Source organism: Paenibacillus sp. O199, assembly GCF_001636635.1.
Taxonomy (GTDB): domain Bacteria; phylum Bacillota; class Bacilli; order Paenibacillales; family Paenibacillaceae; genus Paenibacillus; species Paenibacillus marchantiae.
Window position 1 is genome coordinate 24,638 of record NZ_LGRP01000033.1, and the last position, 26,436, is coordinate 51,073.

The following is a 26,436-nucleotide window of genomic DNA, read 5'->3' on the forward strand; positions in this document are numbered from 1 at the left end:
CATTACGTATTTACGTCACTTTGGTTATTCCACCCACCAGCGTTTGAAATCCTTCCACCATGAATGCTTCTCTTCCTGTATTCCCTGCTGGTTTTGCACTTCTCGAGTGTCTTTATCTTTCTCTGAACCCGAATCGTCTGAAGCGCTGCGGCAGACCTCGGTCGGTTCCGTGCCATCAATAAAAACTTCCAGCCGTTTCTCGGCGCAGCCATTGCCAGCCAGTTTGCCGGATTCGGGATCGATATATACACTGACGACGTTATCCGGTACAGTAAAAATCTTCGGTGGAACACTGGCGAGGGCCTGTTCCGTAAACTGGGCGAACATGGGTGCCGCACGACGCCCGTCGGATGTGGAAATGGCTTTGCCTTGATCGTAACCGACCCAGACAGCCGTTGAGAGCTCTGGAGTGAAGCCGACTAGCCAAGCATCCGTATTGGTCGTCCCCGTTTTGCCGGCGACAGGCCGTTTAATCGTTGCAGATACCCGATTACCCGTACCTCCATTTTCGAACACACTTTCCATCAAGCGTGTTAATACATAAGCGGCAGCGGGTTCAACGACCTTCTCGGCCTTGGTCTGAGGTGCTTCATAGATTACTCGTCCTGCGGCATCCGTCACTTGCAGAATGGCTACAGGAGGTGTCCGCTGTCCACTTGCGGCAATAGCGGAAAATGCTGAAGCCATCTCCAATGGACTAACTGGCGAGGTGCCGAGTGCAAGGGAGGGTACCGGGCTCATGTTGCTCGTAATCCCTAGATTCTTGGCCATCTTCACCACTTGTTCAGGTCCAATCTGCATAATCGTATTTACCGCATAGATGTTGTCCGAAGCGGCGATCGCCTGTCTTAAATCAATCTCACCTAAATACTTATCCCCGAAGTTGCCGGGTTTATAGGTTTTGCGATCATTGTCATAATGAAACAAAGTCGGCTCGCTTTTAAACATGGACGCACTGGTGAGCTGTTTGGATTCCAGGGCAGCCAGATACATAATCGGTTTAAAAGCAGATCCCGGTTGGCGTGTAGTCGCCAGTACATGGTTAATCTGATTGGTGCGGTAATTTTTGCCACCCACCATCGCTTTGATGTATCCGGTACGCGGATCGATCGATACCAGAGCCGTTTCGAGCTCGCTTTTGGCGTCCATGCCTCTGGCTACAGCGTCTTCCGCAGCTTTTTGTACACGCAGATCCAGCGTGGTGTATATATTCAATCCCCCATGATCCAGCATCGCTTCGCTGATTCCCAGCTCCTTGATGGCTAGATTCCGGATATAATCGCGGAAATAGGGTGCGCTTTCTACGGTTTTGCGTTCACTTTCCGGCTTGAACGAAAGCATTTCCTCATAAGCCTTGTCTGCTTCCGCTTGCGTAATTTTGCCGATGTCAGCCATGGCATTCAATACAACCTTCTGCCGGTCCTTGGCGTTCTTCATATGATTATATGGTGAATAGTAGGTCGGACCCTTTGGAATCCCTGCAAGCATGGCACTTTCGGCAAGCGTCAACTGTTTGGCGGATTTGCCAAAATACATCCGTGAGGCTGCTTCGATCCCGTAGGCGCCGTGACCGTAATAAATTTCATTCAGGTACATCTGCAGGATTTCATCCTTGCTATATTTCATCTCCAATTGTGCCGTGTACATCGCTTCCTTGGCTTTGCGGGTCCATGTCTTTTCATGAGACAAATACAAGTTGCGCGCGAGCTGTTGCGTCAGTGTACTTGCGCCCTGGGACATCTGCATATGTTCCAGGTTGACGAGTACAGCCCGTCCCATTCCTCGGATGTCGAAGCCGACATGATCATAGAACTTGCGGTCCTCTACAGCAAGTGTAGCGCTAACCAAATCAGGTGAGATATCTCCCAACTGCACGGGTACCGAGTCTTTGCCGCCTGCCGAGAAAGTGGCAATGACTTCGCCCTGGCTGTCCAGCAGCCTGGAATTGCGATCGGAGTCGGCCAGTGGCAGGCTGGTGGCGTATAGATAGACCAATGCTGCTGCTGTGGCGATTAGGCCGAGAATAGCGAGCAGAGTCAGGCTTTTGATGACTTTCCATATTCGGAACCCGCGTTTGCGGGTCTTTTGGCTTGATTGGGTCATGGAACGGGCTCCTTTCTTTTCTTTCCAGTATGGGAATTCAATGACACGGATATTCAATCCGGCCGTTTAACGGTTTAAAATATAGCTTTTTTGCAGGAAAAAACCGTTTTGCAGTATAAACGTCAATCGCGTATAATGCAAAAGGGTAATGAAAAGTAACAGTTCGGCACAACATACAATAGGCAAGGAAGGTCGAACAGTACCCATTGTCAGTGATTTGATTCTTTGATTAGTCAGACGCTATGTACGCTCTGGTCAATTTAATCTATATAAACTTTACGGAAAGAAGGTAGAGATTATGGAATTGTGGTTTACGGAGAAACAGACCCCCGCATTCGGAATCACCGCGAAGATTAAACAGACCTATGTAAGCGAAAAGACGGATTTTCAAGATCTGGCTATGGTAGAGACCGAAGAATTCGGCAATATGTTGCTGCTTGACGGCATGGTGATGACAACGGTGAAAGACGAGTTCGTTTATCACGAAATGGCGGCTCACCCTGCACTGAACACACACCCGAACCCGAAAAAGGTGCTGGTTGTCGGTGGCGGTGACGGCGGAGTTATCCGTGAAGTCATTAAGCATGCTGATGTAGAAAAAGCAGTTCTCGTCGAAATCGACGGGAAAGTGATTGAATATTCCAAAAAGTATCTGCCTGAAATCGCCGGTAAATTGGACGAGCCTAACGTTGAAGTGCTGGTGAACGATGGCTACATGCATATTATAGAGCATAAAAATGAATACGATGTAATCATCGTTGACTCCACAGAGCCTGTAGGTCCGGCTGCTCCGCTGTTTGAGCGCGGTTTCTACCAAGGTATCTATGAAGCGCTGAGAGAAGACGGGATCTTCGTTGCTCAAACGGACAACCCGTGGTTCAAAGCGGATCTGATCCAAAAGGTAAACAAAGACGTTAAAGAAATCTTCCCGATCGTACATGTGTACGGCTGTAATATCCCTACGTACCCAAGTGGTCTGTGGACTTTTACAATGGGTAGCAAAAAACATAATCCGCTTGAGGTGGACGAGACGCAGATTCCAGAGATGGATACGAAATATTACTCTCCACGTCTGCACAAAGCGGCGTTCGTTCTTCCTAAATTCGTGGAAGACCTTACGAAATAAGGAGGAATAATTAGATGAAATTGGATCAAGCTTATTCAGGAAACGTATTTATTTGCAGTTCAGAGGATTACGAGAACTCCAAAGCGGTCATTTATGGTATGCCGATGGATTACACCGTCAGCTTCCGTCCAGGGTCCCGTTTTGGTCCTTCCCATATCCGTCAGGCGTCGGTTGGACTTGAAGAGTACAGCCCTTACCTAGATAAAAGTATTGTGGATATGACTTACTTTGACGCTGGGGATCTGCTTTTGCCTTTCGGTAACGCAGGACGCAGTCTCGAAGTCATCGGAGAATACATCGGTGGCCTACTGGCGGACGACAAATTCCCGATTGGACTCGGCGGGGAACACCTCGTCACTTGGCCTGTTATTCAGCAAATGTACAAAAAATATCCGGACCTTATCCTGATCCATATTGATGCACATGCCGACCTTCGTGAAAACTATGAAGGCGAGCCATTGTCTCACTCAACGCCAGTGCGTAAAGCAGCTGAACTGATGGGTGGCAAAAATATTTATCAGTTCGGAATTCGTTCCGGTTCCCGGGAAGAGTTCCAATTCGGACGGGAGAACATCAACTTCTATCCGTTTGAAGTGGCAGCTCCGATGAAGGAAGCTCTTCCGAAAATGGGTAACCGTCCGGTGTACGTTACAATCGATATCGATGTGCTTGATCCATCTGCAGCTCCGGGTACAGGAACAGCAGAAGCGGGCGGTATTACGTCCAAGGAATTGCTTGAAGCCATTCACATGATTGCAGGATCAGATGTAAATGTGGTCGGTTGTGACCTGGTTGAAGTGGCTCCTATTTACGATCATACAGAACAGACACAAATTGTGGCTGCGAAGATGATCCGTGAAATGCTGCTTGGATTCGTAAAGTAATCGCAAAATAACAGCGTCCTCTGTCTGCGTCAGGTTGAAGCCTGCGTAGGAGAGGGCGTTTTTTTATGATCTTCTCCTGAACTTATTGAACCTCATTTCTGTATTGTGTTATACTGACAACAACAGTAATCAGTAGTATATTAATTGATATATTGATTGATATATTACATTCGTGAAGTATATGGTGGTTGGTTCGACCATATACTAAAAAAAGAGCCTTCACCGCGCCAACGGTAAAGACTCTTAGGACCCGAAAGGCTGTGGACTGCCACGGCGCGCATGAACTAAATATTGCTATTCAAGCGAAACCCACCGTCAGGCGATCAACCTTATGAGGTGGGTTTTCGCTTGCTACGAAACTTTTTGCGCAACCAACGGTAAAGCTTTCGGATACTCAGCACTAAACTGAGGATCGCAGCAATCCATCGGATTACATCAAGCAACGCCACAAGTTTGATCATCGACGTCACCCCCTTTCCGGAAGCTGCGCCGTGATCAAGAAAACATCCACCTTTATTCAAAGTCCATAACATTGATTATAGCACGTACGTTCCCGTACCTCTACCATTTGTTGTATATATGATTCCGCCCGCGCGTTAAGCGAAAACACGTATTTGGGATGACTCTATCTTAATATTTATGTATAATATGGAAATAGAGGAAAGGAGTTTTTGTTATGCATGCAATCCGGGCTCAATTGAGTATGTATCCCAAATGGTTCATAGCGGTACTTATGATATTTACCATCAATCTTATAATAACAATGACTTTGTTCATCAATTTAACGCTAATACTGGCTAATCTCGCCATGCTATATATTGCCTTTAGCATCAGAACACTCAAATACAATAAATTGCATTTTGCCCCTTGCCTTGTTTTAAGTATCACTTTTGTGATCATTGCTTTTAAGACATATCCCATTTAAATCAGCTCTTAGTAGAGATTAATGATCAACCACTCATGCCCATGAGATAAAAAATGTGGGCATGAGTGGTTTTTTTATTGCAATAATGTCATGCGCGATAAACAAATTGTTACGTTAAATCCTGCGAAATGGGGTAAAAACATAGAAGGAGGTGTCACAATGACAACAAAGAGCAGAATGACATGGAAACGGATTGGCGCACTCGCACTATCAGTAACACTGGCTTGGGGACTGGGACCGGTACATACTCTACCCGGCGCTAACGCTGCATCCTCCCCAACGTGTGGAAGTGGAGATCACGGATTAACGGCTACGTTGAAAAAAGGCAGTGGTGTGGAAGACCAACGACTGCAATTTACGGATATCGATTTTCTGAACAATACAACCGGACGGGCTGGTGGTGAAGGCTTCCTTATTGGCACATCGAATTCTGGCTGCACTTGGCAGTCCATCTATACAGGCCAATGGCAGTTCACACAACTTGATTTCCCGAATAATGTGAATGGATTTGCTTTGGCACAGGTAAAGGATTCTCCAACGACATATCTCATCCGCTCAACGGATGGCGGTGCGCACTGGACACGGATGGATACTAAAGGTATACAGTTTAAACGAATTGATTTCCTCAATAAAAACGAAGGCTTTGGATATACCTATAATGGAGCTTATTTGACGAAGGATGGCGGTGCAACATGGAGCCCGATCTCCACACCAGCCAATACACGCGGAGCTGTGTTCACGACACAGAAGCAAGGTTATGCCATTGTAGTGGCTCCTGGTTCAGGATACCGTATCATGCAGACAAGTAACGGCGGCAAGAACTGGACGCAATCGCTGAAGGTAGCCTCAGCAACTTGGAGCGGTGGAGATTTATACGCAAGTGGTAACCAGGTATGGGCCCTTCTGTATGGCGACGCAGGAATGTCTCAGCAGTCGTATTCTCTCTACGCGAGTGGAAATGAGGGCAAGAATTGGAGACAGGTCTTTGCTCAATCCACAGCAGGTGGTGGCCCGGCTCCAGGTGCAAACAGCACAGGGAATGGAAAAGGCCCCGCAGACCCAGGGGGTCACCCAGGGAACATGGCGTTGATCGGTAATCAGACGGCCTATCTCTCCGCAGGATCACCTGCGGCGGGCAAAGTGGGGATTGGACGTTCATATGATGCAGGTTCCACGTGGAAAAATATCGACCTGAAAGATCCAGGTTATAGCTCCCGCATTTCGTTTCCTTCTGCCAAAACAGGTTGGCTCGTCGTAACAAGCGACAATTCTCCTGCGATTTATGAGACGACAGATGGTGGAACAACATGGAAGCAAAAAATGTTATTGCCCGCTGTAAACGAGTAAATGACGTTATGCCATGGAATAATTTTAAGGCGATTTCAATCTAAAATGGTATAAATCTCAACTAATTTGGCCTGATGAGGCCAGCCCAAACAAACAAGTCTTTTCCGGACAAATGAAACCGGAAAGGGCTTGTTTTTGCTTGAATAAAAACGGTTGAATCCTGTTTAGAAACACGTTATTGTAAGCGGTAACAATACTTTTGAGGAGGTTGAAATAATGGTTGATGTTATTCTAAAGGCGGATTCAGAACAAGGATTAATAAATCGCAATATATACGGTCATTTCTCAGAGCATCTGGGACGCTGTATCTATGAAGGCATTTGGGTGGGAGAGGACTCTCCTATCCCCAATACGGAAGGCATCCGAAATGATGTGCTTACTGCACTGCAAAAACTCCACATTCCCGTACTTCGTTGGCCTGGAGGTTGTTTTGCCGACGAATATCACTGGAAAGATGGCATAGGTCCAAAAAGTGAGCGCGCCCGGATGATCAATACGCACTGGGGCGGGGTAGAAGAGAACAATCATTTCGGCACGCATGAATTCCTGAGACTATGTGAGTTACTTGATACGCAGCCATATATCAGCGGCAATCTGGGCAGCGGTACGGTGCAGGAGATGCAGGAATGGGTGGAGTACATCACGTTTGATGGGGAATCACCGATGGCGAACTGGCGGAAGAGCAATGGCCGTGAAGAGCCATGGAAGCTGAAATACTTTGGTGTGGGGAACGAGAACTGGGGTTGTGGCGGTAATATGCGTCCGGAATACTACGCAGATGAGTACCGTCGTTATGCTACATATGTACGCAATTATTCCGGGAATGAAATTTATAAAATTGTCTGCGGTCCCAATGACAACAACTATCACTGGATGGAGGTGTTAATGCGGGAGGCCGGTCGTTTTATGGATGGAATCAGCCTGCATTATTACACCATTCCAACAGGTGAGTGGGCAGATAAAGGTCAGGCTACAGGTTTCGGAGAAGCTGAGTGGTTCACTACATTGAAAAAGACGCTATATATGGAAGAGTTACTTTTTAAGCACTCCGAGATTATGGATAAATATGATCCTGAGGGCAGAGTCGGTATTATCGTGGATGAGTGGGGAACGTGGTATAACGTTGAGCCGGGTACTAATCCTGGGTTCCTGTATCAACAAAATACGATGCGTGATGCTGTACTTGCAGGGATCAATCTGAATATTTTCAACCAACATAATAAAAGAGTGCATATGGCCAATCTGGCCCAGATCGTTAATGTTCTCCAGGCGTTGGTCTTGACAGAAGGAGAGAAGATGCTGCTTACGCCTACATATCATGTGTTTGATATGTATCAGGTGCACATGGACGCGCAGCGGTTGGAACTGAATTACGAGAGCCCTGGATATACTTTCGGGGAAGAGACCATCCCTCAACTTAGTTTGTCAGCTTCTCGTAGCAATGATGGCGTTATTCATGTGACGGCGTGTAACCTTAGTCATACGGATGAGCTTGAAGTGGTTTGTCAGATTGAATCAACGAACGCTTCTGCTGTATCGGGACGAATTCTGCATCACGCAGATTATAGTGCGTTCAACACATTTGAACAGCCGAATCAGGTTCAACCTGCGGACTGGAAGGGTATTACACTCGAAAATAACAAACTGCGTTTTGTACTGCCTCCGGCCTCGGTTGGAGTGGTCGCTATAAAGGCTTGATCAGATGGATTCATCCGTGCAGAGTAGAAGTGCTGGGAAACGGGAGCCATGCAAGGGATGTAACGATCAATATGATGTGAAAATTAGTGAAGCCAAGATGGCCCGGCTCGTGGAGCTGGTCTCACGCTCACGTCCGGTCGTCGATGATGCTGAATATGAGCGGCGTTTATCCATCTGCTCTGATTGTCCAGGATTACAATACGGTACGACCTGCCGCTATTGTGGCTGTCTCGTACAGGTGCGCGCCAAGTTGGTAGAGTCGACCTGTCCATTTCCATATGAGCCGCGATGGACCTGATCCAGAACGTATTTCTTTATTAATGAAGCAAGGCAGAGCTGCACTTTACGAGTGTGGCTCTGCTTTTTTTGGCATTGATGGGCAAAAACTCTGAATTTGGATTTGAATTGAGCGGGTGAACTGGATATAGTTATACAGTAGAGTGTAGGATAGCGAGCTATCCGGGAATATGAGCGCGTATAGCGGCACAACAATACAGGAAGGGCTGTTCTCACCGGCCGTGCCTGATTTTGCGTCGCCTCGAATATAATGGAGGTTAACATTCATGTCGAACATGCGACCGGTTCAGATCCGGCTGCACAGCCGTTATGAAGGTGAAGATGTACTGCAGGAAATGCAGGGTGAAGCCGTATTGAAGGGATCTGTGCTCTATGTTCGTTATGAAGAGCCACAGGCTGGCCCCGAGGGCGGTATTACCCGAACAACATTGAAGCTGGGCGGACAATCCATCAAGATTATACGTCACGGTGAGGTGGAATCGGAGCAAACATTTGAGTTAAACCGCAAGCTCCCTGGTTTTTACCGCTCGCCGTATATGTCGTTTGCCTTGTCCACGCATACACAGGAGCTGGAACTTTCCATTCAGGGATTGAGCGCACGCGCAGCGTGGAGCTACGACTTTTACCGCTTTGACGAAGAATCCGGACATTTCGCGATTAGTTTGCATATACAGGAGGAACCAATTTCATGACACGTAATCCATTAGATACGATTAACGAACGGGTAAGTACAGCCATCGGCAATGCCATTGTTGCTGCTGGCATTGTTACGCAGGAGGATCTGCCGACCATCACCCTTGAAGTACCACGCGAGAAAACACACGGCGATTTGGCAACCAATGCCGCTATGCAACTGACCAAGATTGCCAAGCGTAATCCACGCCAGATCGCAGAAGAGATTATTGCCAATCTCAACCTGGCTGAAGCTGGAATTGAGAAGGCTGAGATTGCCGGACCGGGATTCATTAACTTTAAGTTGGACAAGAGTTATCTCTACCCTGTGCTGGGGCTTGTACATGAGCAGGGTGAGAATTATGGAAGAATCAATGTTGGTGAAGGGCGCAAGGTCGAGATGGAGTTTGTCAGTGCCAACCCGACAGGCAGTCTGCATCTGGGCCATGCGCGTGGAGCGGCTGTGGGTGATGCGCTTTGCAACATCCTCGACTATGCCGGATATGATGTAACACGTGAATACTACATTAATGACGCGGGTAATCAGGTATTTAATCTGTCTCGTTCCATTGAAGCTCGCTATTTGCAGGAACTTGGCCAAGACGCAGAGATGCCGGAAGATGGTTATCATGGTGAGGATATCAAAGGATTCGCCAAGGAGCTAGTGGCTGAGAAAGGCGATTCTTTGCTGTCCATGCATCCAGGTGACCGTGCAGCTTATTTCCGCGACTTCGGTTTGGAAAAAGAATTGGACAAGATCAAACGTGACTTGAATCGCTTCCGTGTCAATTTCGACATCTGGTTCAGCGAAACTTCGCTGTATGATAACGGAGAAGTGTTGCGTGTACTTGACGAATTGCGTGATCGTAATGAAATCTATGAGCAAGACGGAGCAACTTGGTTGAAAACCATGCAGTATGGTGACGATAAAGAGCGTGTTTTGATTAAAAATGACGGCACGTACACGTACCTTACGCCGGACATTGCTTATCACCGTGATAAATATGCGCGTGGATACGACACGATGATTAACATCTGGGGAGCGGACCACCACGGTTATATTCCACGGATGAAAGCGGCCATGCAAGCACTGGGCAACGATCCTGAGAAATTGGTCGTGCTGATTGCACAGATGGTGAGCTTGTTCCAGAATGGCGAGAAAGTGAAGATGTCCAAGCGTACAGGCAAGGCGGTAACGATGGAAGATCTGATGGACGAAGTAGGCATTGATGCCATTCGTTACTTCTTTACCATGCGCAGCATGGACTCTCATCTGGACTTCGACATGGACCTTGCGATTTCGACGTCCAATGAAAACCCTGTATTCTATGTACAATACGCTCACGCTCGGGTATGCAGCGTATACCGTCAGGCAGAAGAACAAGGCATTGAGCTGTTGCCATTGGCACAGATCGACCTTTCGAAGCTGACAACGGAACATGAATATGACCTTCTTCGCAAAATGGGTGAACTGCCTGAAGAAATCGCGACTGCTGCTACGGGATATGCGCCGCATCGTATTGTTCGTTATGTATATGAACTGGCATCCCTGTTCCACAGTTACTATCGTGCAGAGCGCGTCATTACTGAAGACGCGGGACAAACCCAGGCGCGTCTGGCCCTGATCGGTGCTGTACGCACCGTCATCGCAACAGCGCTTCGTCTGGTGGGCGTATCCGCACCGGACAAAATGTAATTCAAGCCCTGGCGGTGCACAACCGCCCTATGGTTTTAGCAAAAAGTCTCCATGCACCACGCTTGCAATCCAGCGTGGACATGGAGACTTTTTGTTTTGCCCGCGGCCGAGTTCATACGGCCCCGAGGCACCCAGAGCCAGCGCTGCCTGCCGCTGTGGGCAATCACCGTGAAGCATCACACCGCGCAGCAGTGCTGCGCTTAGCGAATGCTTCACGGAACGGCTCCCTGCGGCAGGCAGCGCTGTTTACCCTCCGCCCTCCTGCATCAGCTTGAGGGCGTCAATCTCGCCACCGCGTATTTTGCTCTTCGCGGTGGTTGTCTTGCGTGCGCGCAGCGGAACGGTCGCGCGCTTTACGAGCGTTTTGATCTCGGCTGGCGACAGGCCTGGATGCTTCGCAAGCAAGAGCGCTATGGCGCCACTGACGTGCGATGTCGCCATGGAGGTACCGCTCATCTCATGGTGCTTGCCTTGCACCCAGGATGAAACAATTTTGTCCCCTGGCGCATATACATCAACGTATGCACCTCGGTTACTAAACGAGGCGATCCGCCGGTTTTTGTCGGTTGCCCCAACCGATATCGTTTGCGGATAACGTGCCGGATAATCAATGCTGCGGCGTTTGCCGTCATTTCCTGATGAAGCAACAATGACAATTCCGGCTTGATGGGCACGGTTCACGACATCAAGCAATGCTTTGCTACGCGTTTTCATGCCAAAGCTCATATTGATAATATCGACCCGATTGCGTACACACCAATCGATGCCAAGCACAATGTCTGACACGAAGGCCGAACCATTATGGTCGAATGCCTTCACCGGATAGATCAGGGAGCGAGGGGCTACGCCAATCATACCTGCCGTACTGTTAGCTGCGGCAATGGTTCCGGCAATATGGGTGCCATGACCGTTATCATCATGAGGAAGCAGACTGCGGTTTAACAGATTGATTCCGCGTGCCAGCGAATAGCGAAGATCCGGGTGTTGATAATCGGCACCTGTGTCGATCACGCCGATTTTGATTCGATGTCCCGTGGATACGGACCATACTTTGGGAGCGTGAATCTGTTTGACGCCCCAAGGTATGCCCTGAGCACTGCTCGGTTTACTGTGAAGCGCGGTGGCATGCAGTGAGATGGATACATCTTCTTCTACCGTAATCTCATTGCTGTAGCGAGATAATTCTTCTGGGTCATGCACCGGGGCGATAATGGAGCGGGCCAGCCGGGAGGAGCGTACCATACCAAGATCCGTAAATTCATTCCTCATCCGCGACAGTTCCACGAGGCAGGCTTCATATTGCTTCGGTTTGGCGAACCGTATCAGGTACCGCCGCCCCTGTTCTGGTTCGGGACGTTGCATTCCTTCAACCAATTGATGTAGAAAACCAGTATAGTCCATAATGGGCAGCCCCCTTCGGGATGAACATGCTGAGGTATTCTATGAATTCATTGATCCCGCCGCATGGGGAACCTGCCCTTTTTTTACAAAAACACATTCTCTTCGTGTCAAAACGGGCGCAGGGACATATGATGGATGGAGGGCTAGAGGGCTCTCGCGGGGACCCTGGTGAGGAGCGATCCTTCAAGGGTATACAGTCAGAAGGCGGAGGGGACTCCGTCTTTTTTATATGATCATGCTTTTTTTGCAAAAAGGACGATATGCCCGCGAGTTAGCGGTCTCTTACGGGTCTATACATTGCTCGTTTGAAGTCGCTTCTTGGAATTATGAGACATCCATACATAAAAACTTGCTTTTTGAGGCTAAATAGGTTTTACTTAGGTTTGTTAATGGATATGTTATATGTAACATTCCAGTTCGTAGGGATATAAAGTGAATTTTGTGTGAGAGGAAGTGTCTGTCAGTGAGTACCTCGCTCAATTTGAAAATTGATAAAGAAAAGGTCAGAGAGATTCCTTTGGTGGACCTCGCCTTTATGGTGCTGAAAGCGGCCAATACGCCGTATTACTACCGTGATTTGATGAATGAGGTAGCTAAACAGCGCGGAATGACTGATGAAGAAATCAACGAGTTTATCGCCCAGTTATATACCGAGATTAATATCGATGGCCGTTTTGCTTGCGTCGGTACAAGTCTGTGGGGCTTGAAGCGCTGGTATCCGGTAGCTGGATCGGAAGATACCATGACGGGTGCGAAGCGTCCGCGCATCATCAACGATGAAGACGATGATCTGGAAGATGAGGACTTCGGGGAAGAGGAAGACAGCTACAACAGCGACGAAGACTTCGACAATTCTGATGATGATCAGGACGAAGATGATGATGACGATGATGATGACGAAGACGACATCTTTGACGAAGAAGATGGCGAAGAAGAAGTTCTAGTTGAAGATGACGATTTGGAAGAGGAAGACCTCGAAGAAGACGATGAAGAAGAGTCCGAAGACGAGGGTGAATTTGACGACGATTCCGATAAGTAGCAGTCATTTTTGACATCGATAGTTTACCCGTTTTCCCCGCATAGTCAGCCTTGACAGCAGACGGGGTAACGGGTAAACTATTGCATGGGCTTATGAATGAGCGACAAAATATTTATGTTTTTTATAAAAAGTGCCCCGTCCTGCGGGAGTACTTTTTTTGTATTTTTAGAGGCAGAATTTTGCAAAATGATTTGAATTCCGCATGCTCCCGGCCAACAATCCGTGGTCTATTTTTGTATATCCAAAACACCAAATGGATCGATGCAATGATATCTATTTAGGGACAGGCTCGGTAGTTGGCTCCCGGAAGGTTTGCACCATTCTACGCTGTAGAACAACGTTGTTTACACACGGTCTTCGCATGAAAGAGCAGTTCGCAGATGCAGGGAATTTCTGCCATTGCTCTTTTTAACGATGATTACCTGGGAAACGGGTTACGATAATACCATATATCGCCTGAATTTCTGTACTTATATTAGGAGGGTAATAACAGTGACAAAGTATATTTTCGTGACGGGCGGAGTTGTGTCCTCCCTGGGCAAAGGGATAACGGCTGCCTCGCTGGGCAGATTGCTGAAAAACAGAGGGTTGAAGGTAACTATTCAAAAATTTGATCCATACATCAATATCGACCCGGGAACAATGAGTCCTTATCAGCATGGTGAGGTTTTTGTAACGGATGATGGCGCGGAAACGGATCTTGACCTTGGCCACTATGAACGTTTTATTGACATCAACCTCTCCAAAAACAGCAACGTCACGACTGGTAAAGTATACTCCTCCGTCATCAGCAAAGAGCGGCGCGGGGAATATCTGGGCGGAACGGTACAAGTCATTCCACACATTACGAACGAGATCAAAGAGCGCGTATTCCGCGCAGGACGTGAAGCGGGTTCGGATGTTGTCATTACGGAGATCGGCGGTACGGTAGGTGACATCGAGAGCTTGCCGTTCCTGGAAGCTATTCGTCAAATCAAGAGTGATGTAGGTCGTGACAACGTGATGTACATCCATGTAACACTTATTCCTTACATCAAGGCTGCCGGAGAAGTGAAAACCAAACCAACGCAGCACAGCGTGAAGGAATTGCGCAGCATCGGTATTCAGCCGAATGTCATTGTATGCCGTACAGAGTATGAGCTGTCCAAAGACATGAAAGCCAAAATCGCTCTCTTCTGTGACATTGATGAAAATGCCGTGGTGGAATGCCGTGATGCAGACACATTGTACCAAGTGCCTTTGAACCTGCGTGAAGAAGGTTTGGATGAGATCGTGGTAAACCACCTGAAGCTGACTACTCCTGCACCGGATATGAGCGAGTGGGAAGGGCTGGTTGACCGTATCAATAAGCTGAAGCATACAGTGGAGATTGCCATTGTAGGTAAATATGTGGCATTGCATGATGCTTATTTGAGTGTTGTTGAATCCTTGTCTCATGCAGGATTTGCATCCAATGCAGATGTCAAGATCCGCTGGATTCACTCCGAAGATATCACCGATGAGAATGTGGGCGATCTGCTGCACGGCGTAGGCGGAATCCTCGTTCCAGGCGGATTTGGTGATCGGGGTATTGAAGGTAAAGTATCTGCGATTCGTTATGCCCGTGAGAAACAAATTCCGTTCTTCGGTATTTGCCTGGGTATGCAGGTTTCTGTTATTGAATATGCACGTTCCATCGTTGGTTTGAATGGAGCAAATAGCTCCGAGATCAATCCAGCTACAGAGTTCCCGGTGATCGACCTGTTGCCTGAACAAAAAGACATCGAAAACCTGGGTGGTACAATGCGTCTGGGTCTGTATCCTTGTAAGCTTCAGGAAGGTTCCCTGGCAATGTCTTGTTATGATGATGAATTGGTCTATGAGAGACACCGTCACCGGTACGAGTTCAACAATGAATACCGTGAAGCGATCGAAAAAGCCGGTCTGGTTATCTCGGGTACATCCCCGGATGGACGTCTTGTTGAGATCGTGGAGCTTCCAGGACACCCGTGGTTCCTGGCAGTACAATTCCACCCGGAATTCACTTCCCGTCCGAACCGTCCGCAGCCATTGTTCCGTGAGTTTGTAAAAGCTTCTCTGGAGAGCGCTGGAAAATAAGTGTTGATCATTAAGCTATAAATAAATGGATGTTCTTGGCAGCCGATAAGGGTGCTGGGGACATCCTTTTTTAGTGCATCGAGATGAGCGAAAATGGTTTTTGGCATTTTGGGATGTAAGCAGGATTTCAATGGGTAAGGTAGAATACTTATCATGACGACTATGGGATTGTTATCCAGATTCAGACGTACATGCTTTCCTAATTCTAGGAGGTTACTTAGTGGAAAATAAAAAAGTGTTGATTGTTGATGACCAAAACGGTATTCGAATCCTGTTAATGGAAGTGTTCAGCAGCGAAGGATATAATACGTTCCAAGCGCCTAATGGGAAGATCGCCCTGGAGATAGTAAATAATGACAAACCTGATCTTGTGCTGCTTGATATGAAGATTCCTGGCATGGATGGCCTAGAAATTCTGAAACATATTAAGGAAATTGATCCGGATATCAAAGTCATCATGATGACGGCCTATGGTGAACTGGACATGATCAAAGAAGCTACCGATCTTGGAGCGCTCATGCACTTTACGAAACCGTTTGATATCGATGAGATGCGAGTAGCAGTCAATATGCAGCTTCGAAATGATACTGCAAATAAGTGCAGCTGAATCCTGTAGATACAGGATTTTTTTGCGTGTGAAGCTGTGAGAGTTTACAGGTGGGCTTACAGGGTATTTCAGTCAGGCATCCGGGGAATATTGGAAATGGGGACGTCATCATGCTGTGTCTATGAAAACTGTGCTGCAAAGCACAGCATTTTTGCAAATGCTTGTTTAGTATTTGACATGGGATGTGGTATAATAAGCCCGTATGTGATTTCGGCTAAAAACCATAGACACAACCCAACACCCCTAGGAGGATTGAAACCATGCCATTAGTATCTATGACAGACATGTTGAACAAAGCACTCGAAGGAAAATATGCAGTTGGTCAATACAACATCAATAACCTTGAGTGGACTCAAGCGATTCTTGCTGCAGCAGAAGAAGAGAAATCCCCAGTAATCTTGGGCGTATCCGAAGGCGCAGCACGTCACATGAGCGGTTTCTACACAGTAGTTAAAATAGTAGAAGGACTCATTCACGACATGAAAATCACCGTTCCAGTTGCTATTCACTTGGATCACGGTTCCAGCTTTGATAAGTGTAAAGAAGCGATCGATGCTGGATTTACATCCGTAATGATCGACGGTTCCCACCACTCCATCGATGAAAACATCGAAATGACTAAAAAAGTTGTTGAATATGCACACGCTAAAGGCGTTTCTGTAGAAGCCGAAGTAGGTACTGTTGGTGGACAAGAAGACGACGTTATCGGTGGTATCATGTACGCTGACCTGAACGAGTGTGTACGTATCGTTAAAGAAACAGGTATCGACACATTGGCTCCAGCTCTTGGTTCCGTACACGGTCCTTACCATGGCGAGCCTAACTTGGGCTTCAAAGAAATGGAAGAAGTTCGCGATGCAGTTAACGTTCCACTGGTACTGCATGGTGGTACAGGTATCCCTAAACATGATATCGACAAAGCCATTTCCCTGGGAACTTCCAAAATCAACGTGAACACTGAGAACCAAATTTCGTTCTCCAAAGTGGTTCGCGAAGTGCTTGCAGCTAAACCAGATGCTTACGATCCACGTACATTCATCGTACCAGGCCGTGATGCAATCAAAGAAACCGTTAAAGGTAAAATTCGCGAGTTTGGTTCCAACAACAAAGCGTAATTTGTCTTTACCAGTTCCATACTGTGTAAGTGGAAAGAACACCGCCTAGCCGGTGTCTTTCCATTTTCACGCCTTATTTCTACATCGAAAGCCAACAGCACGTATTGCCGTTAACCGGCTGCAAAACACGTAGGGGGACATTAAGCTTTATGGAAAAATTGATGATTAGTGGCGGACGTCCGTTACAGGGAACTGTAACTATAAGCGGCGCCAAGAACAGCGCCATCGCGCTTATTCCTGCAGCATTGCTTGCCGAGTCAGAAGTCGTGCTGGACAATCTGCCGCTTTTGAGTGACGTGGCGGTTTATGCAGAAATTTTGGAGGAACTCGGGGCTCGTGTACATTGGGAAGGCAGTCAGATGAAGATCGATCCTTCCGACATTAAATCCATTCCTATGCCGAATGGTCCCGTGAAGAAGCTCCGTGCTTCGTATTATATGATGGGAGCATTGCTTGGGCGTTTTAAAGAAGCAACCATTGGTTTACCCGGGGGCTGCAACTTTGAGCCTCGTCCGATTGATCAACATATCAAAGGGTTTGAAGCGCTTGGCGCAACGGTAACAAACGAACACGGCTCCATTCATTTGCATGCCAAAGAGCTACGCGGAGCAAAGATTTATCTTGATGTAAGCAGTGTAGGTGCAACCATTAACATCATGCTGGCGGCTACTCGTGCCAAAGGCTCTACAATTATCGAAAACGCGGCTAAAGAGCCTGAGATTATAGATGTAGCAACACTTTTGAATTCAATGGGTGCCAGCATCAAGGGTGCCGGTACCGAAACGATCCGTATTGAAGGTGTGTCGGAGCTTAAGGGTTGCCGTCATTCCATCATTCCGGACCGTATACAAGCAGGCACGTATATGATCGCTGCGGCTGCAACGCGTGGCGACGTTCTGATTGACAATGTCATTCCCAAACATCTGGAGGCTTTGACGGCAAAGTTACTGGAGATGGGCGTTGGTATTGAGGAGCTGGATGAAAGTATTCGTGTCATTGGCAAACCGAGCTACAATCATGTAGACGTTAAGGCGCTCGTATATCCCGGTTTTCCGACGGATTTGCAGTCCCCGATGACCAGTGTGTTGACACAGGCAACGGGTGTGAGTGTCCTGAGCGACTTTGTATATAGCAATCGATTCAAGCACGTTCCTGAGTTGGTACGCATGGGCGCCAAAATCCGTGTGGAAGGGCGTTCAGCTATTATTGAAGGCAGTGCATTGAATGCGGCCAAGGTAAAAGCATCCGATCTTCGCGCTGGTGCAGCGCTGGTGATCGCAGGTCTCACCGTCAGTGAAGGTGTGACCGAAGTGACAGGCGTGGAGTTTATCGATCGCGGGTACGATCATCTAGTAACCAATCTACGTCTGCTAGGTGCAGATGTGTGGCGAGAAACCGATTAATTCTGTATTGTATGACGAGTTTTACGGTATTAAAGTGATTATTTTTACAGAACTGCATATCCTTTCAGTAATTGGGTAAACCTGTTTTAATAGAGTTCTCAGTCTCTCCGGGATAAGACGAAATGTTCCTGTTTCCTTTACCGGAGGGTCTTTTTTTGAGTCAGACTTCATATGGCTTTAAGAACATCATTTCCTTTTCCCCAAACCCCGGTTTTGTTTGAACTGCGCTCCATAGCCGGTCTGCCCGGATCGAACGCCTCATGTATTCGTGTTCACTCACTAGCGGATCTTGCCGAAAGCTGGCCATCCCGCCCGGAAACTTACACTCAAAGACAAGTATTTGCATTATAACGGTTACATTCCGTACAATGGACAGAAGAGAAATGCAGAACGATGCTGCTCTTATAGCCGGAACATCAAGCGAAACTATCCATTTCACGGACTTATTAATTGAATAGGTGGTTATTATATGGATCTACAAATTTCCGATTTGGAAGAAATGAAACTAACGGACCTCTACAAACTGGCCAAAAAATATCAAATTCCATACTACGGCACTTTAAAAAAGAAAGAATTGATCTTCGCTATATTACGTGCACAAGCTGAACAGAGTGGATTGATGTTCATGCAGGGTGTGCTCGAAATTCTACCTGAAGGCTACGGATTCCTTCGTCCGATCAATTACCTGCCAAGTACGGAAGACATCTACATCTCAGCCTCACAGATTCGCAAGTTTGACCTAAGAACAGGTGACCTCGTATCAGGTAAGTGTAGAACACCTAAAGAAAACGAGCGATACTTCGGTTTGCTGCAAGTCAACGCTGTAAATGGTGAGAATCCATCAGCGGCTGCGGAAAGACTTCACTTCCCGGCATTAACCCCATTGTACCCGCAGAAGAAACTGGTTCTCGAAACATCCCCCAGCCATTTGTCCACACGCATTATGGATGTACTCGCCCCGGTAGGACTGGGACAGCGCGGATTGATCGTAGCACCTCCCAAAGCGGGTAAAACACTTCTCCTCAAAGAAATCGCCAACAGCATCTCAACCAACAACCCAGAAATTGAACTATTTGTCCTGTTGATTGATGAACGTCCGGAAGAAGTTACGGATATGTCGCGTTCGGTTAAAGGGGAAGTTGTAGCTTCTACGTTCGATGAGCTGCCAGAAAACCATATCAAAGTTGCGGAATTGGTGCTGGAACGTGCGCTCCGTCTGGTTGAAGCAAAAAAAGATGTCGTTATTTTGCTGGATAGCATTACGCGTCTTGCTCGTGCATACAACCTGGTCATCCCACCGTCCGGACGGACACTTAGTGGCGGTATTGACCCGGCAGCATTCCATCGTCCGAAACGTTTCTTCGGTTCTGCTCGGAATGTAGAAGAGGGTGGAAGTCTGACGATCCTGGCTACAGCTTTGATTGATACGGGCTCACGTATGGATGATATCATTTATGAAGAATTTAAAGGTACGGGCAATATGGAGCTTCATCTGGATCGCAAGCTGGCAGAGCGTCGTATCTTCCCGGCTATCGACATTCGTCGTTCCGGTACACGTCGCGAAGAAGTGTTGCTGAGCAAGGAAGAACTTGATACAATCTGGGCGATTCGTAAAAACATGAACGATTCCCACGACTTTGTCGAAGGTTTCTTGAAGAAACTGCGTAATAGCAAAACGAATGCTGAGTTCCTAGCGGCATTTGATACAGCTGGCAGCAGTCAGACCAGCAACTCCGGAACGACTACGACTCGACGTTCGCCAAGACAGACTGCGGCGTCCGGTACAACTACCTAGCATTACGTCGTTGATTTAACTCAATTTTTGCAGCGCTGCTGTTGATTAACAATATACTCGTCGTTTGGCTTTAACCCATTAGATGTGAGGAGAACATCATGTATTTAGTATACGCAGATGAAAAAGGTAATGTATTTGATCACCCTTCCCTGTACGGGCTGGCCCGCAGTGGAGATATGATCGTCGAAATTATGGAGGATGAGCTGATTCCTTTGCCGGAAGGTGCAACGCTGGTTGGACTGCCGAGTACACGTCCGATTGGTATGGACCCGGATACTGGCGAAATGCTGCCAATGCCTAGTGATACACAGGCGGTTGGAGCTTTGCTTCCGCAAGGATTCACTCGGTTGTGTCTGCCGGGGTATGTAAAAACGGATAAGGAGTACAAACTGCCTTTGTTCGGTTACTCGGCTGTTGTTTGGAAAGATGGTCAGTTTTACGTCACTGCCCGGATGTCAGATCATCCGGATAAATGGAACCCACTGAACTGTGATCGGGATGACGTACGTGCGGGTGTTAAACGTTTAACGAAGCAATATCCCGAAAATCGTCTCTATACCCATTTGTCCAATTGTGCGCTCGGGTATGAATGTCTGACTTCTTCCAATACCTTCCTGAATCGTTGGGAAGGCGGAGTTCCAGTATCCTATTCCTGCAACGCAGGCTGTTTCGGATGTATTTCCGAGCAACCGGATGACAGTGGCTTCGTTTCCCCGCAGACCCGGATGAATTTCCGTCCGCGTGTAGACGAAATCGTTGAAGTAATGCTGGAGCACTTGAAAACGCCGGAATCGATTATCAGCTTTGGTCAAGGTTGTGAAGGGGAGCCTTCCACACAGGCCAAATTGATTATTGAAGCCATCCGCGAAGTGCGTTCCATTACTGATATGGGATATATTAACATTAACACCAATGCCGGTTTGAATGATCACATGAGAGGTATTGTTGATGCTGGGCTTGATCTAATGCGTGTAAGTACAATCAGCGCACTGGATGACCACTATAATGCATACTACAAACCTCGTGGATATACACTGGCCAATGTAGAAAAATCGATGAAATACGCTGCTTCCCAGGGTGTATATACGTCGATCAACTATTTGATCTTCCCGGGAGTAACGGATCGTGAGGAAGAGATTGAAGCGATGATTGAGTTTGCTCGCAGAACCGATTTGCGTCTTATTCAAATGCGTAATCTTAATATAGACCCTGAGAGCTATCTGGAATTGATTCCTCCGGCTCAAGGTGATATTTTGGGCATGAAGCAAATGATGGAGATCTTTGAGGAAGAGCTGCCTGATGTCGTTATCGGCTCATACACGCACGTTCCCCCAGCTGGAATGGCGCGTCCGAAACGTCTGATCACCTCATGACAATAATGGATTGCAACCGGCATTAGGCCGTGTTATAATCTTCGATGTTGTGCCATTTACTCTGGGTCCGCTTGAGGCTCAGGGCGGAAAGAGGTGAAAGGTAATGAAAGCAGCAATTCATCCTAAATACACGATTGGTCAAGTATCTTGCGCTTGCGGGAATACTTTTGAGACTGGTTCGGTTAAAGACGGACTTCGTGTAGAGATTTGCTCTGCGTGCCACCCGTTCTTCACAGGTAAACAGAAGTTTATCGATGCTGGCGGCCGTGTTGATCGTTTCAAGAAAAAATACGGAATCTAATTCAGCAATTCCCTGGGAATTGTCTGACTATTACATCCAAATCACCTCTGCCGTTCCGGCAGGGGTTTTTATATGTTTTTATGTGATTGTATTGCTGCTCTTTTCGCTCTGGTTGCAATTTAGACAACCTTAAGTTATACTATTTCTTACCGTGCTAGATGGGGAGGTAGCGGTGCCCTGTAACTCGCAATCCGCTACAGCGAGGTTGAATTCCTGCTAGAGGTTTTGTCGATGTGAGGTTTGGTCCCTTAACGTGGTGTTGACGGTTGGGTCCTCCGCAATGAGTACTCATGAACCTGGTCAGGTCCGGAAGGAAGCAGCCATAAGTGAGATCACTCTTGTGCCGGAGGATCGCCTAGCCCGAGCTGTTGTTAAGGGGTGCCGCTTGGATCGCAAATATCGATAGCAGGTGCACGGCTTACCATTTAAATGTAGAGACCTTTGCAGTTGTACGTATGCAGAGGTCTTTTTGATATGTCTAAAAAAACCATGCATGATGAGTCAGATAAAGTTTGGATTCACCCCGGAATATAGTATAATGGGGGAACGACAAAGGACTCGAATGCGAAGTGGAAGGAAGGTAACGCATCATGGAGCATATCGCGTTATACCGGGCTTGGCGTCCCCAGTCGTTTCAAGATATGGTGGGACAACAGCATATTATTCAGACCTTGCAGAACGCGATTCGTGAACAGCGGACTTCCCATGCCTACTTGTTTAGCGGGCCCAGAGGAACAGGGAAGACGAGTGCTGCCAAGATTTTGGCCAAAGCTGTAAACTGCGAGCGCGGGCCTGCGCCTGAGCCTTGTAACGAATGTGAAGCTTGCCGCAGGATTACGACTGGCGCTGTGATGGATGTGCAGGAAATTGATGCCGCATCCAACCGTGGCGTTGAAGAAATCCGCGATCTTCGGGAAAAGGTGAAATACGCCCCGACTGAAGTCCGGCAGAAAGTGTATATTATTGACGAAGTGCACATGCTGACGACAGAGGCATTCAATGCGCTACTCAAAACATTGGAAGAGCCTCCGCCACATGTGATGTTTATTTTGGCAACAACAGAACCCCATCGTCTTCCGGCAACGATTATTTCTCGCTGTCAGCGATTTGATTTTCGCCGGGTGTCCCTGGAAGAACAGACAGCACGACTTACGCTGATCTGTGAACAGGAAGGTATGGAAGCTGATCAGGACGCACTCCAGTATATTGCTCGTCTGTCTGACGGAGGGATGAGGGACGCACTCAGTGTCCTGGATCAGATCTCCTCCTATACAGATGGAAGGGTAACCTATCAGCAAGTTATGGATATGACCGGAGGCATTCCTTCCGAACAGTTTGCAAAGTTGGCTGCTTCTCTGCTCAAAGGCGATGTAGGTCATATTTTGCAAATGATCGAAGGGTTCATGCATGAAGGTAAGAGTGCGGACAAGTGCATGGAAAATTTGCTTTATTATTTCCGTGATTTGCTTATGATTAAGATGGTGCCGGATGCAGATAAACTGACGGATCGGGTGCTTAATCCCGAGTCGTTCCGTGATATGGCGGAATCATTCACCAAGGAACAGCTGTTCCAGATGATTGATACTCTTAACCGGTACCAGAGTGAGATGAAATATGCAGTTCAGCCGCAGACGCTGTTTGAAGTAGCTCTCCTTAAACTGTGCAGTATTCCTACTCAAGGGGCGTCATCGGGTCAGATGGCGGGTTCGGCCGGCGCTGCTCCTGCTGTATCCGCGCCAGCGGATGGCGGGGAGATCAACCGACTGAAGCAACAGCTTGCTGAACTGGAGAAAAAGCTGGATCGCGCGCTTAAGGGCGGTTTGTCTGGTGGGGAGGCTGCATCAAGTGCTCCTTCACGCCCGGCAACACGAGCTCCAGTGTCGAGAGGCAATTCGCCAGCGAAGCTGCCTGCACAGCTTGATCAGTACGTTGCACGTAAGGGATCTCCTGAGTTTGCGGAGGTTAGCAAGAAGTGGGGGCAGATCCTGCAGCGCGTCAAAGAAGAGAAAGTAACCGTTCACGCCTGGTTTATGGATGGTGAACCGGTATCGCTGCTGGAAGACAATGTTCTGGTGGCGTTTAAGAACAACATCCACCGTGAAACTACGGAGAAGCAGGCTAATCGTGAAGTGATTGAACGGGTATTGTCTGAACAGCTTGGACGTTCAGCGCGTCTTGTGACGATGATGCTCAAAGATTGGACTGGAGCGATGGAAGGGGCTACTGAAACGCCAAAGGAGGACTTTAAGCTTGAACCTGAGCATGAAGACGGCGGTTCAGGCAACAAGCAGCCTTGGATTGATGAAGCTATCCAGCTCTTTGGTGAGGACCTTGTAGTGATCAAAGAATAGATATACATGCGCCTGGCGCGATAACTATAACAAAGGAGATGAATATCATGAACAACATGAACCAAATGATGAAACAAGTGAAGAAAATGCAGGAGCAAATGCTGAAGGCACAGGAGGAACTGGCGGACAAAACAGTCCAAGGTACTTCTGGTGGCGGTGTTGTAACTGCTGAAGTTAACGGACATAAGAAATTGCTGGCTATCACTATCAAGCCAGAAGCGGTTGATCCAGAGGATGTAGAAATGCTGCAGGATCTGGTTATGACAGCAGTCAATGACGCAATGACCAAAGCTGATGAAATTGCGAACCAGGATATGGGTAAATTCACAGGCGGTATGAAAATTCCGGGATTATTTTAATTAAATTTGATCCTATCAAAGGAGACGCAATCGATTGTATTATCCCGAACCGATAGCGAAGCTGATTGACGCCTTCACCCGTTTGCCGGGTGTTGGCCCCAAGACTGCGGCGCGACTAGCTTTTCATGTGCTTAAAATGAAGGAAGATGACGTTATTGACTTTGCCAAAGCACTCGTCAGTGTGAAGCGGAATCTTCATTACTGTTCGGTGTGTTGTAATATTACGGATACTGACCCGTGTCGGATCTGTCAGGACAAATCCAGGGATGTCTCGGTAATCTGTGTAGTTCAGGATTCCAAGGATTTGGTGGCTATGGAGCGTACCAAGGAATTTGACGGATACTATCATGTGCTGCAAGGCGCAATCTCTCCTATGGAGGGAATAGGTCCGGATGATATCCGTCTGAAGGAACTTTTGACCCGTTTAAGCGATGAGCGAGTTAAAGAACTGATTCTGGCTACAAATCCGAATATCGAAGGTGAGGCCACGGCGATGTATATTTCCCGTCTGGTCCGTCCGTTTGAGATCTCGGTGACTCGGATTGCCCATGGATTGCCTGTTGGGGGCGACCTGGAGTATGCGGATGAAGTGACTCTTTCCAAGGCGCTGGAAGGGCGCAGGGAGATGAAATAGCAGTGCGTGTTTCTTAATGAGAGCATGCGCTTATAATGATTGATTTCCTAAAAGAAAAGAATAGATGAGTTTGGATTACTTAGAGAGCCTACTAGGCTCTCTTTTTTTTGTTTTAATACTCTTTTTAACGTTGCCTAAATGTGAAGTCTCTCATTTCTACTGATGTATGGTTATTAATCCATAGAATGTCGTTGAGATTAAAAAACGATTCATTAATTTATTTAGCTCAGTTCTAAGTTTGTCCTTTCCCTGATATGTATGAGAATATGCTGTGCTGATCAGGAAGGGGATGGCTTATGTTTACATGGCGAAATGTAGGGAGATCGGTGGAGAAGCGCGAAAGAATGCTAAAGGAGATGGAAGAGGACCAGATTTATTCAGATATACAGAAAGCTAAGGCAGAGTGGGAACGGGCTGTTAGACAGTTTGAAGAGGCACAGGGGCAGGATGAAATCGATTATGCGATCTATGTGCTGGAGGCCGCGGAGCGTAAATATCAGATTCATTTGAAGCGCGCTAAACGTGTAGGGATTAATAAGGCAGTTATAGGTGATCGAGGAGTGAGCATGTAGGCGGAGGTGTGACATTCAATTATGGAGGTGTTGAGAGTATGAAGAGTCTTATATTAGGCAGTGTGCTTGTTGTGTCGTTACTAGGGTTGATAATCATCTTGTTTAGAAAACGGATTGGGTTATCATTTTTTACATCATTCGGTATTCATCTGGTGCTGGCTGCGGTAGGGATATATGTAGTTAACTATTCAGGGTGGATCACCGGAACTTACATTCCACTGAACCCTGCTACAATAGGTACTGTGAGCATTTTAGGGTTGCCGGGTGTTGGTTTATTATTGGGTTTGAAAATTTCTTTGTTTGGGTAGTTGACTCCTTCGATATTTATATGGTACATTATATCTCGTTGCTTTGCTTGCTTGGTTAAATGCTTTTGACGAAATGACTGAGTTCGATAAGAACTCGAAAAAAAGAATTTCAAAAAAAGCTTGACTGAAACAAACGAAGTATGATATATTATAAAAGTCGCCGCTGAGAGAAAATGGTGACGAAAAAGCAAGAAAATTATCAAGTTTGATCTTTGAAAACTGAACAACGAGTGAGTAAACATTCTGCTTGCAGAATGAACGCGAAAGTTCGAGACAAGCCTTGGCTTGAATCGACTGGAGCATAAATGAGATTTTTAATCTCGTCAGTTTCAA

At 47.2% G+C, this 26,436-nt stretch carries 23 protein-coding genes and 1 other RNA gene; 21 read left to right on the forward strand and 3 right to left on the reverse strand.

Features of this window, described 5'->3' with window-relative positions; translation table 11 throughout:
- Window positions 1-24 precede the first annotated feature (24 nt).
- Window positions 25-2,103 (reverse strand): transglycosylase domain-containing protein, encoded by a 2,079-nt coding sequence (locus tag A6049_RS27455; protein WP_063567639.1) that lies wholly within the window; start codon window positions 2,101-2,103, stop codon window positions 25-27.
- Window positions 2,104-2,401: 298 nt separating this feature from the next.
- Between A6049_RS27455 and speE the strand changes: the two genes are divergently transcribed.
- The 7 genes from speE to argS all read left to right on the forward strand — a co-directional run bounded on the left by speE (window position 2,402) and on the right by argS (window position 10,748).
- Window positions 2,402-3,229 carry a polyamine aminopropyltransferase gene (gene speE, locus A6049_RS27460; protein ID WP_063567640.1) on the forward strand — a complete coding sequence of 276 codons (828 nt, stop codon included), beginning with the start codon at window positions 2,402-2,404 and terminating at the stop codon, window positions 3,227-3,229.
- Between the two features lie 14 nt (window positions 3,230-3,243).
- Entirely contained in the window at window positions 3,244-4,113 is an 870-nt protein-coding gene (gene speB / locus A6049_RS27465; protein WP_063567641.1) for an agmatinase, read from the forward strand.
- Window positions 4,114-5,197: 1,084 nt separating this feature from the next.
- Complete coding sequence (locus A6049_RS27475) at window positions 5,198-6,385, forward strand: WD40/YVTN/BNR-like repeat-containing protein (protein WP_063567643.1); 1,188 nt, start codon at window positions 5,198-5,200, stop codon at window positions 6,383-6,385.
- A gap of 216 nt (window positions 6,386-6,601) precedes the next feature.
- Window positions 6,602-8,083: an alpha-N-arabinofuranosidase gene (locus A6049_RS27480; RefSeq protein WP_063567644.1), complete on the forward strand. Its 1,482-nt coding sequence runs from the start codon at window positions 6,602-6,604 to the stop codon at window positions 8,081-8,083.
- A gap of 16 nt (window positions 8,084-8,099) precedes the next feature.
- Window positions 8,100-8,381, forward strand: a complete 282-nt coding sequence (locus A6049_RS32800) for a DUF6171 family protein (protein WP_240321565.1) — start codon at window positions 8,100-8,102, stop codon at window positions 8,379-8,381.
- Between the two features lie 265 nt (window positions 8,382-8,646).
- Window positions 8,647-9,072 (forward strand): YwiB family protein, encoded by a 426-nt coding sequence (locus A6049_RS27485; RefSeq protein ID WP_063567645.1) that lies wholly within the window; start codon window positions 8,647-8,649, stop codon window positions 9,070-9,072.
- Complete coding sequence (argS, locus tag A6049_RS27490) at window positions 9,069-10,748, forward strand: arginine--tRNA ligase (RefSeq protein WP_063567646.1); 1,680 nt, start codon at window positions 9,069-9,071, stop codon at window positions 10,746-10,748. The genes A6049_RS27485 and argS overlap by 4 nt, the downstream gene beginning before the upstream one ends.
- Before the next feature lie 27 nt (window positions 10,749-10,775).
- Here the strand turns inward: argS and A6049_RS27495 are convergent, their stop codons facing one another.
- The gene (locus A6049_RS27495) at window positions 10,776-10,964 is read right to left on the reverse strand and encodes a hypothetical protein (protein WP_063567647.1); all 189 of its coding nucleotides are present in this window, start codon (window positions 10,962-10,964) and stop codon (window positions 10,776-10,778) included.
- Window positions 10,965-10,994: 30 nt separating this feature from the next.
- Window positions 10,995-12,149 carry a S8 family peptidase gene (locus A6049_RS27500; RefSeq protein WP_063567648.1) on the reverse strand — a complete coding sequence of 385 codons (1,155 nt, stop codon included), beginning with the start codon at window positions 12,147-12,149 and terminating at the stop codon, window positions 10,995-10,997.
- Window positions 12,150-12,612: 463 nt separating this feature from the next.
- Here A6049_RS27500 and rpoE point away from each other — a divergent pair, with 463 nt between their 5' ends.
- The 14 genes from rpoE (at window position 12,613) to A6049_RS27575 (ending at window position 26,103) form a co-directional block, all read left to right on the forward strand.
- On the forward strand, window positions 12,613-13,188 hold the full coding sequence (gene rpoE, locus A6049_RS27510) for a DNA-directed RNA polymerase subunit delta (protein WP_063567650.1): 576 nt from the start codon (window positions 12,613-12,615) through the stop codon (window positions 13,186-13,188).
- Window positions 13,189-13,680: 492 nt separating this feature from the next.
- On the forward strand, window positions 13,681-15,285 hold the full coding sequence (locus A6049_RS27515; protein ID WP_063567651.1) for a CTP synthase: 1,605 nt from the start codon (window positions 13,681-13,683) through the stop codon (window positions 15,283-15,285).
- A gap of 220 nt (window positions 15,286-15,505) precedes the next feature.
- Complete coding sequence (locus A6049_RS27520) at window positions 15,506-15,892, forward strand: response regulator (protein ID WP_024628781.1); 387 nt, start codon at window positions 15,506-15,508, stop codon at window positions 15,890-15,892.
- Between the two features lie 260 nt (window positions 15,893-16,152).
- Complete coding sequence (fba, locus tag A6049_RS27525) at window positions 16,153-17,007, forward strand: class II fructose-1,6-bisphosphate aldolase (RefSeq protein WP_063567652.1); 855 nt, start codon at window positions 16,153-16,155, stop codon at window positions 17,005-17,007.
- 149 nt (window positions 17,008-17,156) lie between these two features.
- Window positions 17,157-18,410, forward strand: coding sequence for a UDP-N-acetylglucosamine 1-carboxyvinyltransferase (locus tag A6049_RS27530; protein ID WP_063567653.1), 1,254 nt, complete (start codon window positions 17,157-17,159; stop codon window positions 18,408-18,410).
- A gap of 469 nt (window positions 18,411-18,879) precedes the next feature.
- Window positions 18,880-20,205 (forward strand): transcription termination factor Rho, encoded by a 1,326-nt coding sequence (rho, locus tag A6049_RS27535; RefSeq protein WP_063567654.1) that lies wholly within the window; start codon window positions 18,880-18,882, stop codon window positions 20,203-20,205.
- 98 nt (window positions 20,206-20,303) lie between these two features.
- Window positions 20,304-21,578: a radical SAM family protein gene (locus A6049_RS27540; RefSeq protein WP_063567655.1), complete on the forward strand. Its 1,275-nt coding sequence runs from the start codon at window positions 20,304-20,306 to the stop codon at window positions 21,576-21,578.
- 103 nt (window positions 21,579-21,681) lie between these two features.
- Window positions 21,682-21,879 (forward strand): 50S ribosomal protein L31, encoded by a 198-nt coding sequence (gene rpmE / locus A6049_RS27545; RefSeq protein ID WP_024628775.1) that lies wholly within the window; start codon window positions 21,682-21,684, stop codon window positions 21,877-21,879.
- Between the two features lie 149 nt (window positions 21,880-22,028).
- Window positions 22,029-22,296: signal recognition particle sRNA large type (ffs, locus tag A6049_RS27550), an RNA gene on the forward strand.
- A gap of 173 nt (window positions 22,297-22,469) precedes the next feature.
- Window positions 22,470-24,230 (forward strand): DNA polymerase III subunit gamma/tau, encoded by a 1,761-nt coding sequence (dnaX, locus tag A6049_RS27555; RefSeq protein ID WP_063567656.1) that lies wholly within the window; start codon window positions 22,470-22,472, stop codon window positions 24,228-24,230.
- A gap of 47 nt (window positions 24,231-24,277) precedes the next feature.
- A complete protein-coding gene (locus tag A6049_RS27560) occupies window positions 24,278-24,589 on the forward strand; it encodes a YbaB/EbfC family nucleoid-associated protein (RefSeq protein WP_024628773.1) in 312 nt (103 codons plus the stop codon).
- 34 nt (window positions 24,590-24,623) lie between these two features.
- Window positions 24,624-25,223: a recombination mediator RecR gene (gene recR / locus A6049_RS27565; RefSeq protein ID WP_063567657.1), complete on the forward strand. Its 600-nt coding sequence runs from the start codon at window positions 24,624-24,626 to the stop codon at window positions 25,221-25,223.
- 344 nt (window positions 25,224-25,567) lie between these two features.
- Entirely contained in the window at window positions 25,568-25,795 is a 228-nt protein-coding gene (locus A6049_RS27570) for a DUF2508 family protein (RefSeq protein WP_079697741.1), read from the forward strand.
- A 38-nt stretch (window positions 25,796-25,833) separates the two neighbouring features.
- The gene (locus A6049_RS27575) at window positions 25,834-26,103 is read left to right on the forward strand and encodes a pro-sigmaK processing inhibitor BofA family protein (RefSeq protein ID WP_063567659.1); all 270 of its coding nucleotides are present in this window, start codon (window positions 25,834-25,836) and stop codon (window positions 26,101-26,103) included.
- Window positions 26,104-26,436: the final 333 nt, after the last annotated feature.

What these genes read in the sequence shown, in the direction of transcription:
- A6049_RS27455 (WP_063567639.1), bottom strand. Translation starts at nt 2,103, where the DNA reads ATGACCCAATCAAGCCAAAAGACCCGCAAACGCGGGTTCCGAATATGG.
- speE (WP_063567640.1), top strand. Translation starts at nt 2,402, where the DNA reads ATGGAATTGTGGTTTACGGAGAAACAGACCCCCGCATTCGGAATCACC.
- speB (WP_063567641.1), top strand. Translation starts at nt 3,244, where the DNA reads ATGAAATTGGATCAAGCTTATTCAGGAAACGTATTTATTTGCAGTTCA.
- A6049_RS27475 (WP_063567643.1), top strand. Translation starts at nt 5,198, where the DNA reads ATGACAACAAAGAGCAGAATGACATGGAAACGGATTGGCGCACTCGCA.
- A6049_RS27480 (WP_063567644.1), top strand. Translation starts at nt 6,602, where the DNA reads ATGGTTGATGTTATTCTAAAGGCGGATTCAGAACAAGGATTAATAAAT.
- A6049_RS27485 (WP_063567645.1), top strand. Translation starts at nt 8,647, where the DNA reads ATGTCGAACATGCGACCGGTTCAGATCCGGCTGCACAGCCGTTATGAA.
- argS (WP_063567646.1), top strand. Translation starts at nt 9,069, where the DNA reads ATGACACGTAATCCATTAGATACGATTAACGAACGGGTAAGTACAGCC.
- A6049_RS27500 (WP_063567648.1), bottom strand. Translation starts at nt 12,149, where the DNA reads ATGGACTATACTGGTTTTCTACATCAATTGGTTGAAGGAATGCAACGT.
- fba (WP_063567652.1), top strand. Translation starts at nt 16,153, where the DNA reads ATGCCATTAGTATCTATGACAGACATGTTGAACAAAGCACTCGAAGGA.
- A6049_RS27530 (WP_063567653.1), top strand. Translation starts at nt 17,157, where the DNA reads ATGGAAAAATTGATGATTAGTGGCGGACGTCCGTTACAGGGAACTGTA.
- rho (WP_063567654.1), top strand. Translation starts at nt 18,880, where the DNA reads ATGGATCTACAAATTTCCGATTTGGAAGAAATGAAACTAACGGACCTC.
- A6049_RS27540 (WP_063567655.1), top strand. Translation starts at nt 20,304, where the DNA reads ATGTATTTAGTATACGCAGATGAAAAAGGTAATGTATTTGATCACCCT.
- rpmE (WP_024628775.1), top strand. Translation starts at nt 21,682, where the DNA reads ATGAAAGCAGCAATTCATCCTAAATACACGATTGGTCAAGTATCTTGC.
- dnaX (WP_063567656.1), top strand. Translation starts at nt 22,470, where the DNA reads ATGGAGCATATCGCGTTATACCGGGCTTGGCGTCCCCAGTCGTTTCAA.
- A6049_RS27560 (WP_024628773.1), top strand. Translation starts at nt 24,278, where the DNA reads ATGAACAACATGAACCAAATGATGAAACAAGTGAAGAAAATGCAGGAG.
- A6049_RS27570 (WP_079697741.1), top strand. Translation starts at nt 25,568, where the DNA reads ATGCTAAAGGAGATGGAAGAGGACCAGATTTATTCAGATATACAGAAA.
- A6049_RS27575 (WP_063567659.1), top strand. Translation starts at nt 25,834, where the DNA reads ATGAAGAGTCTTATATTAGGCAGTGTGCTTGTTGTGTCGTTACTAGGG.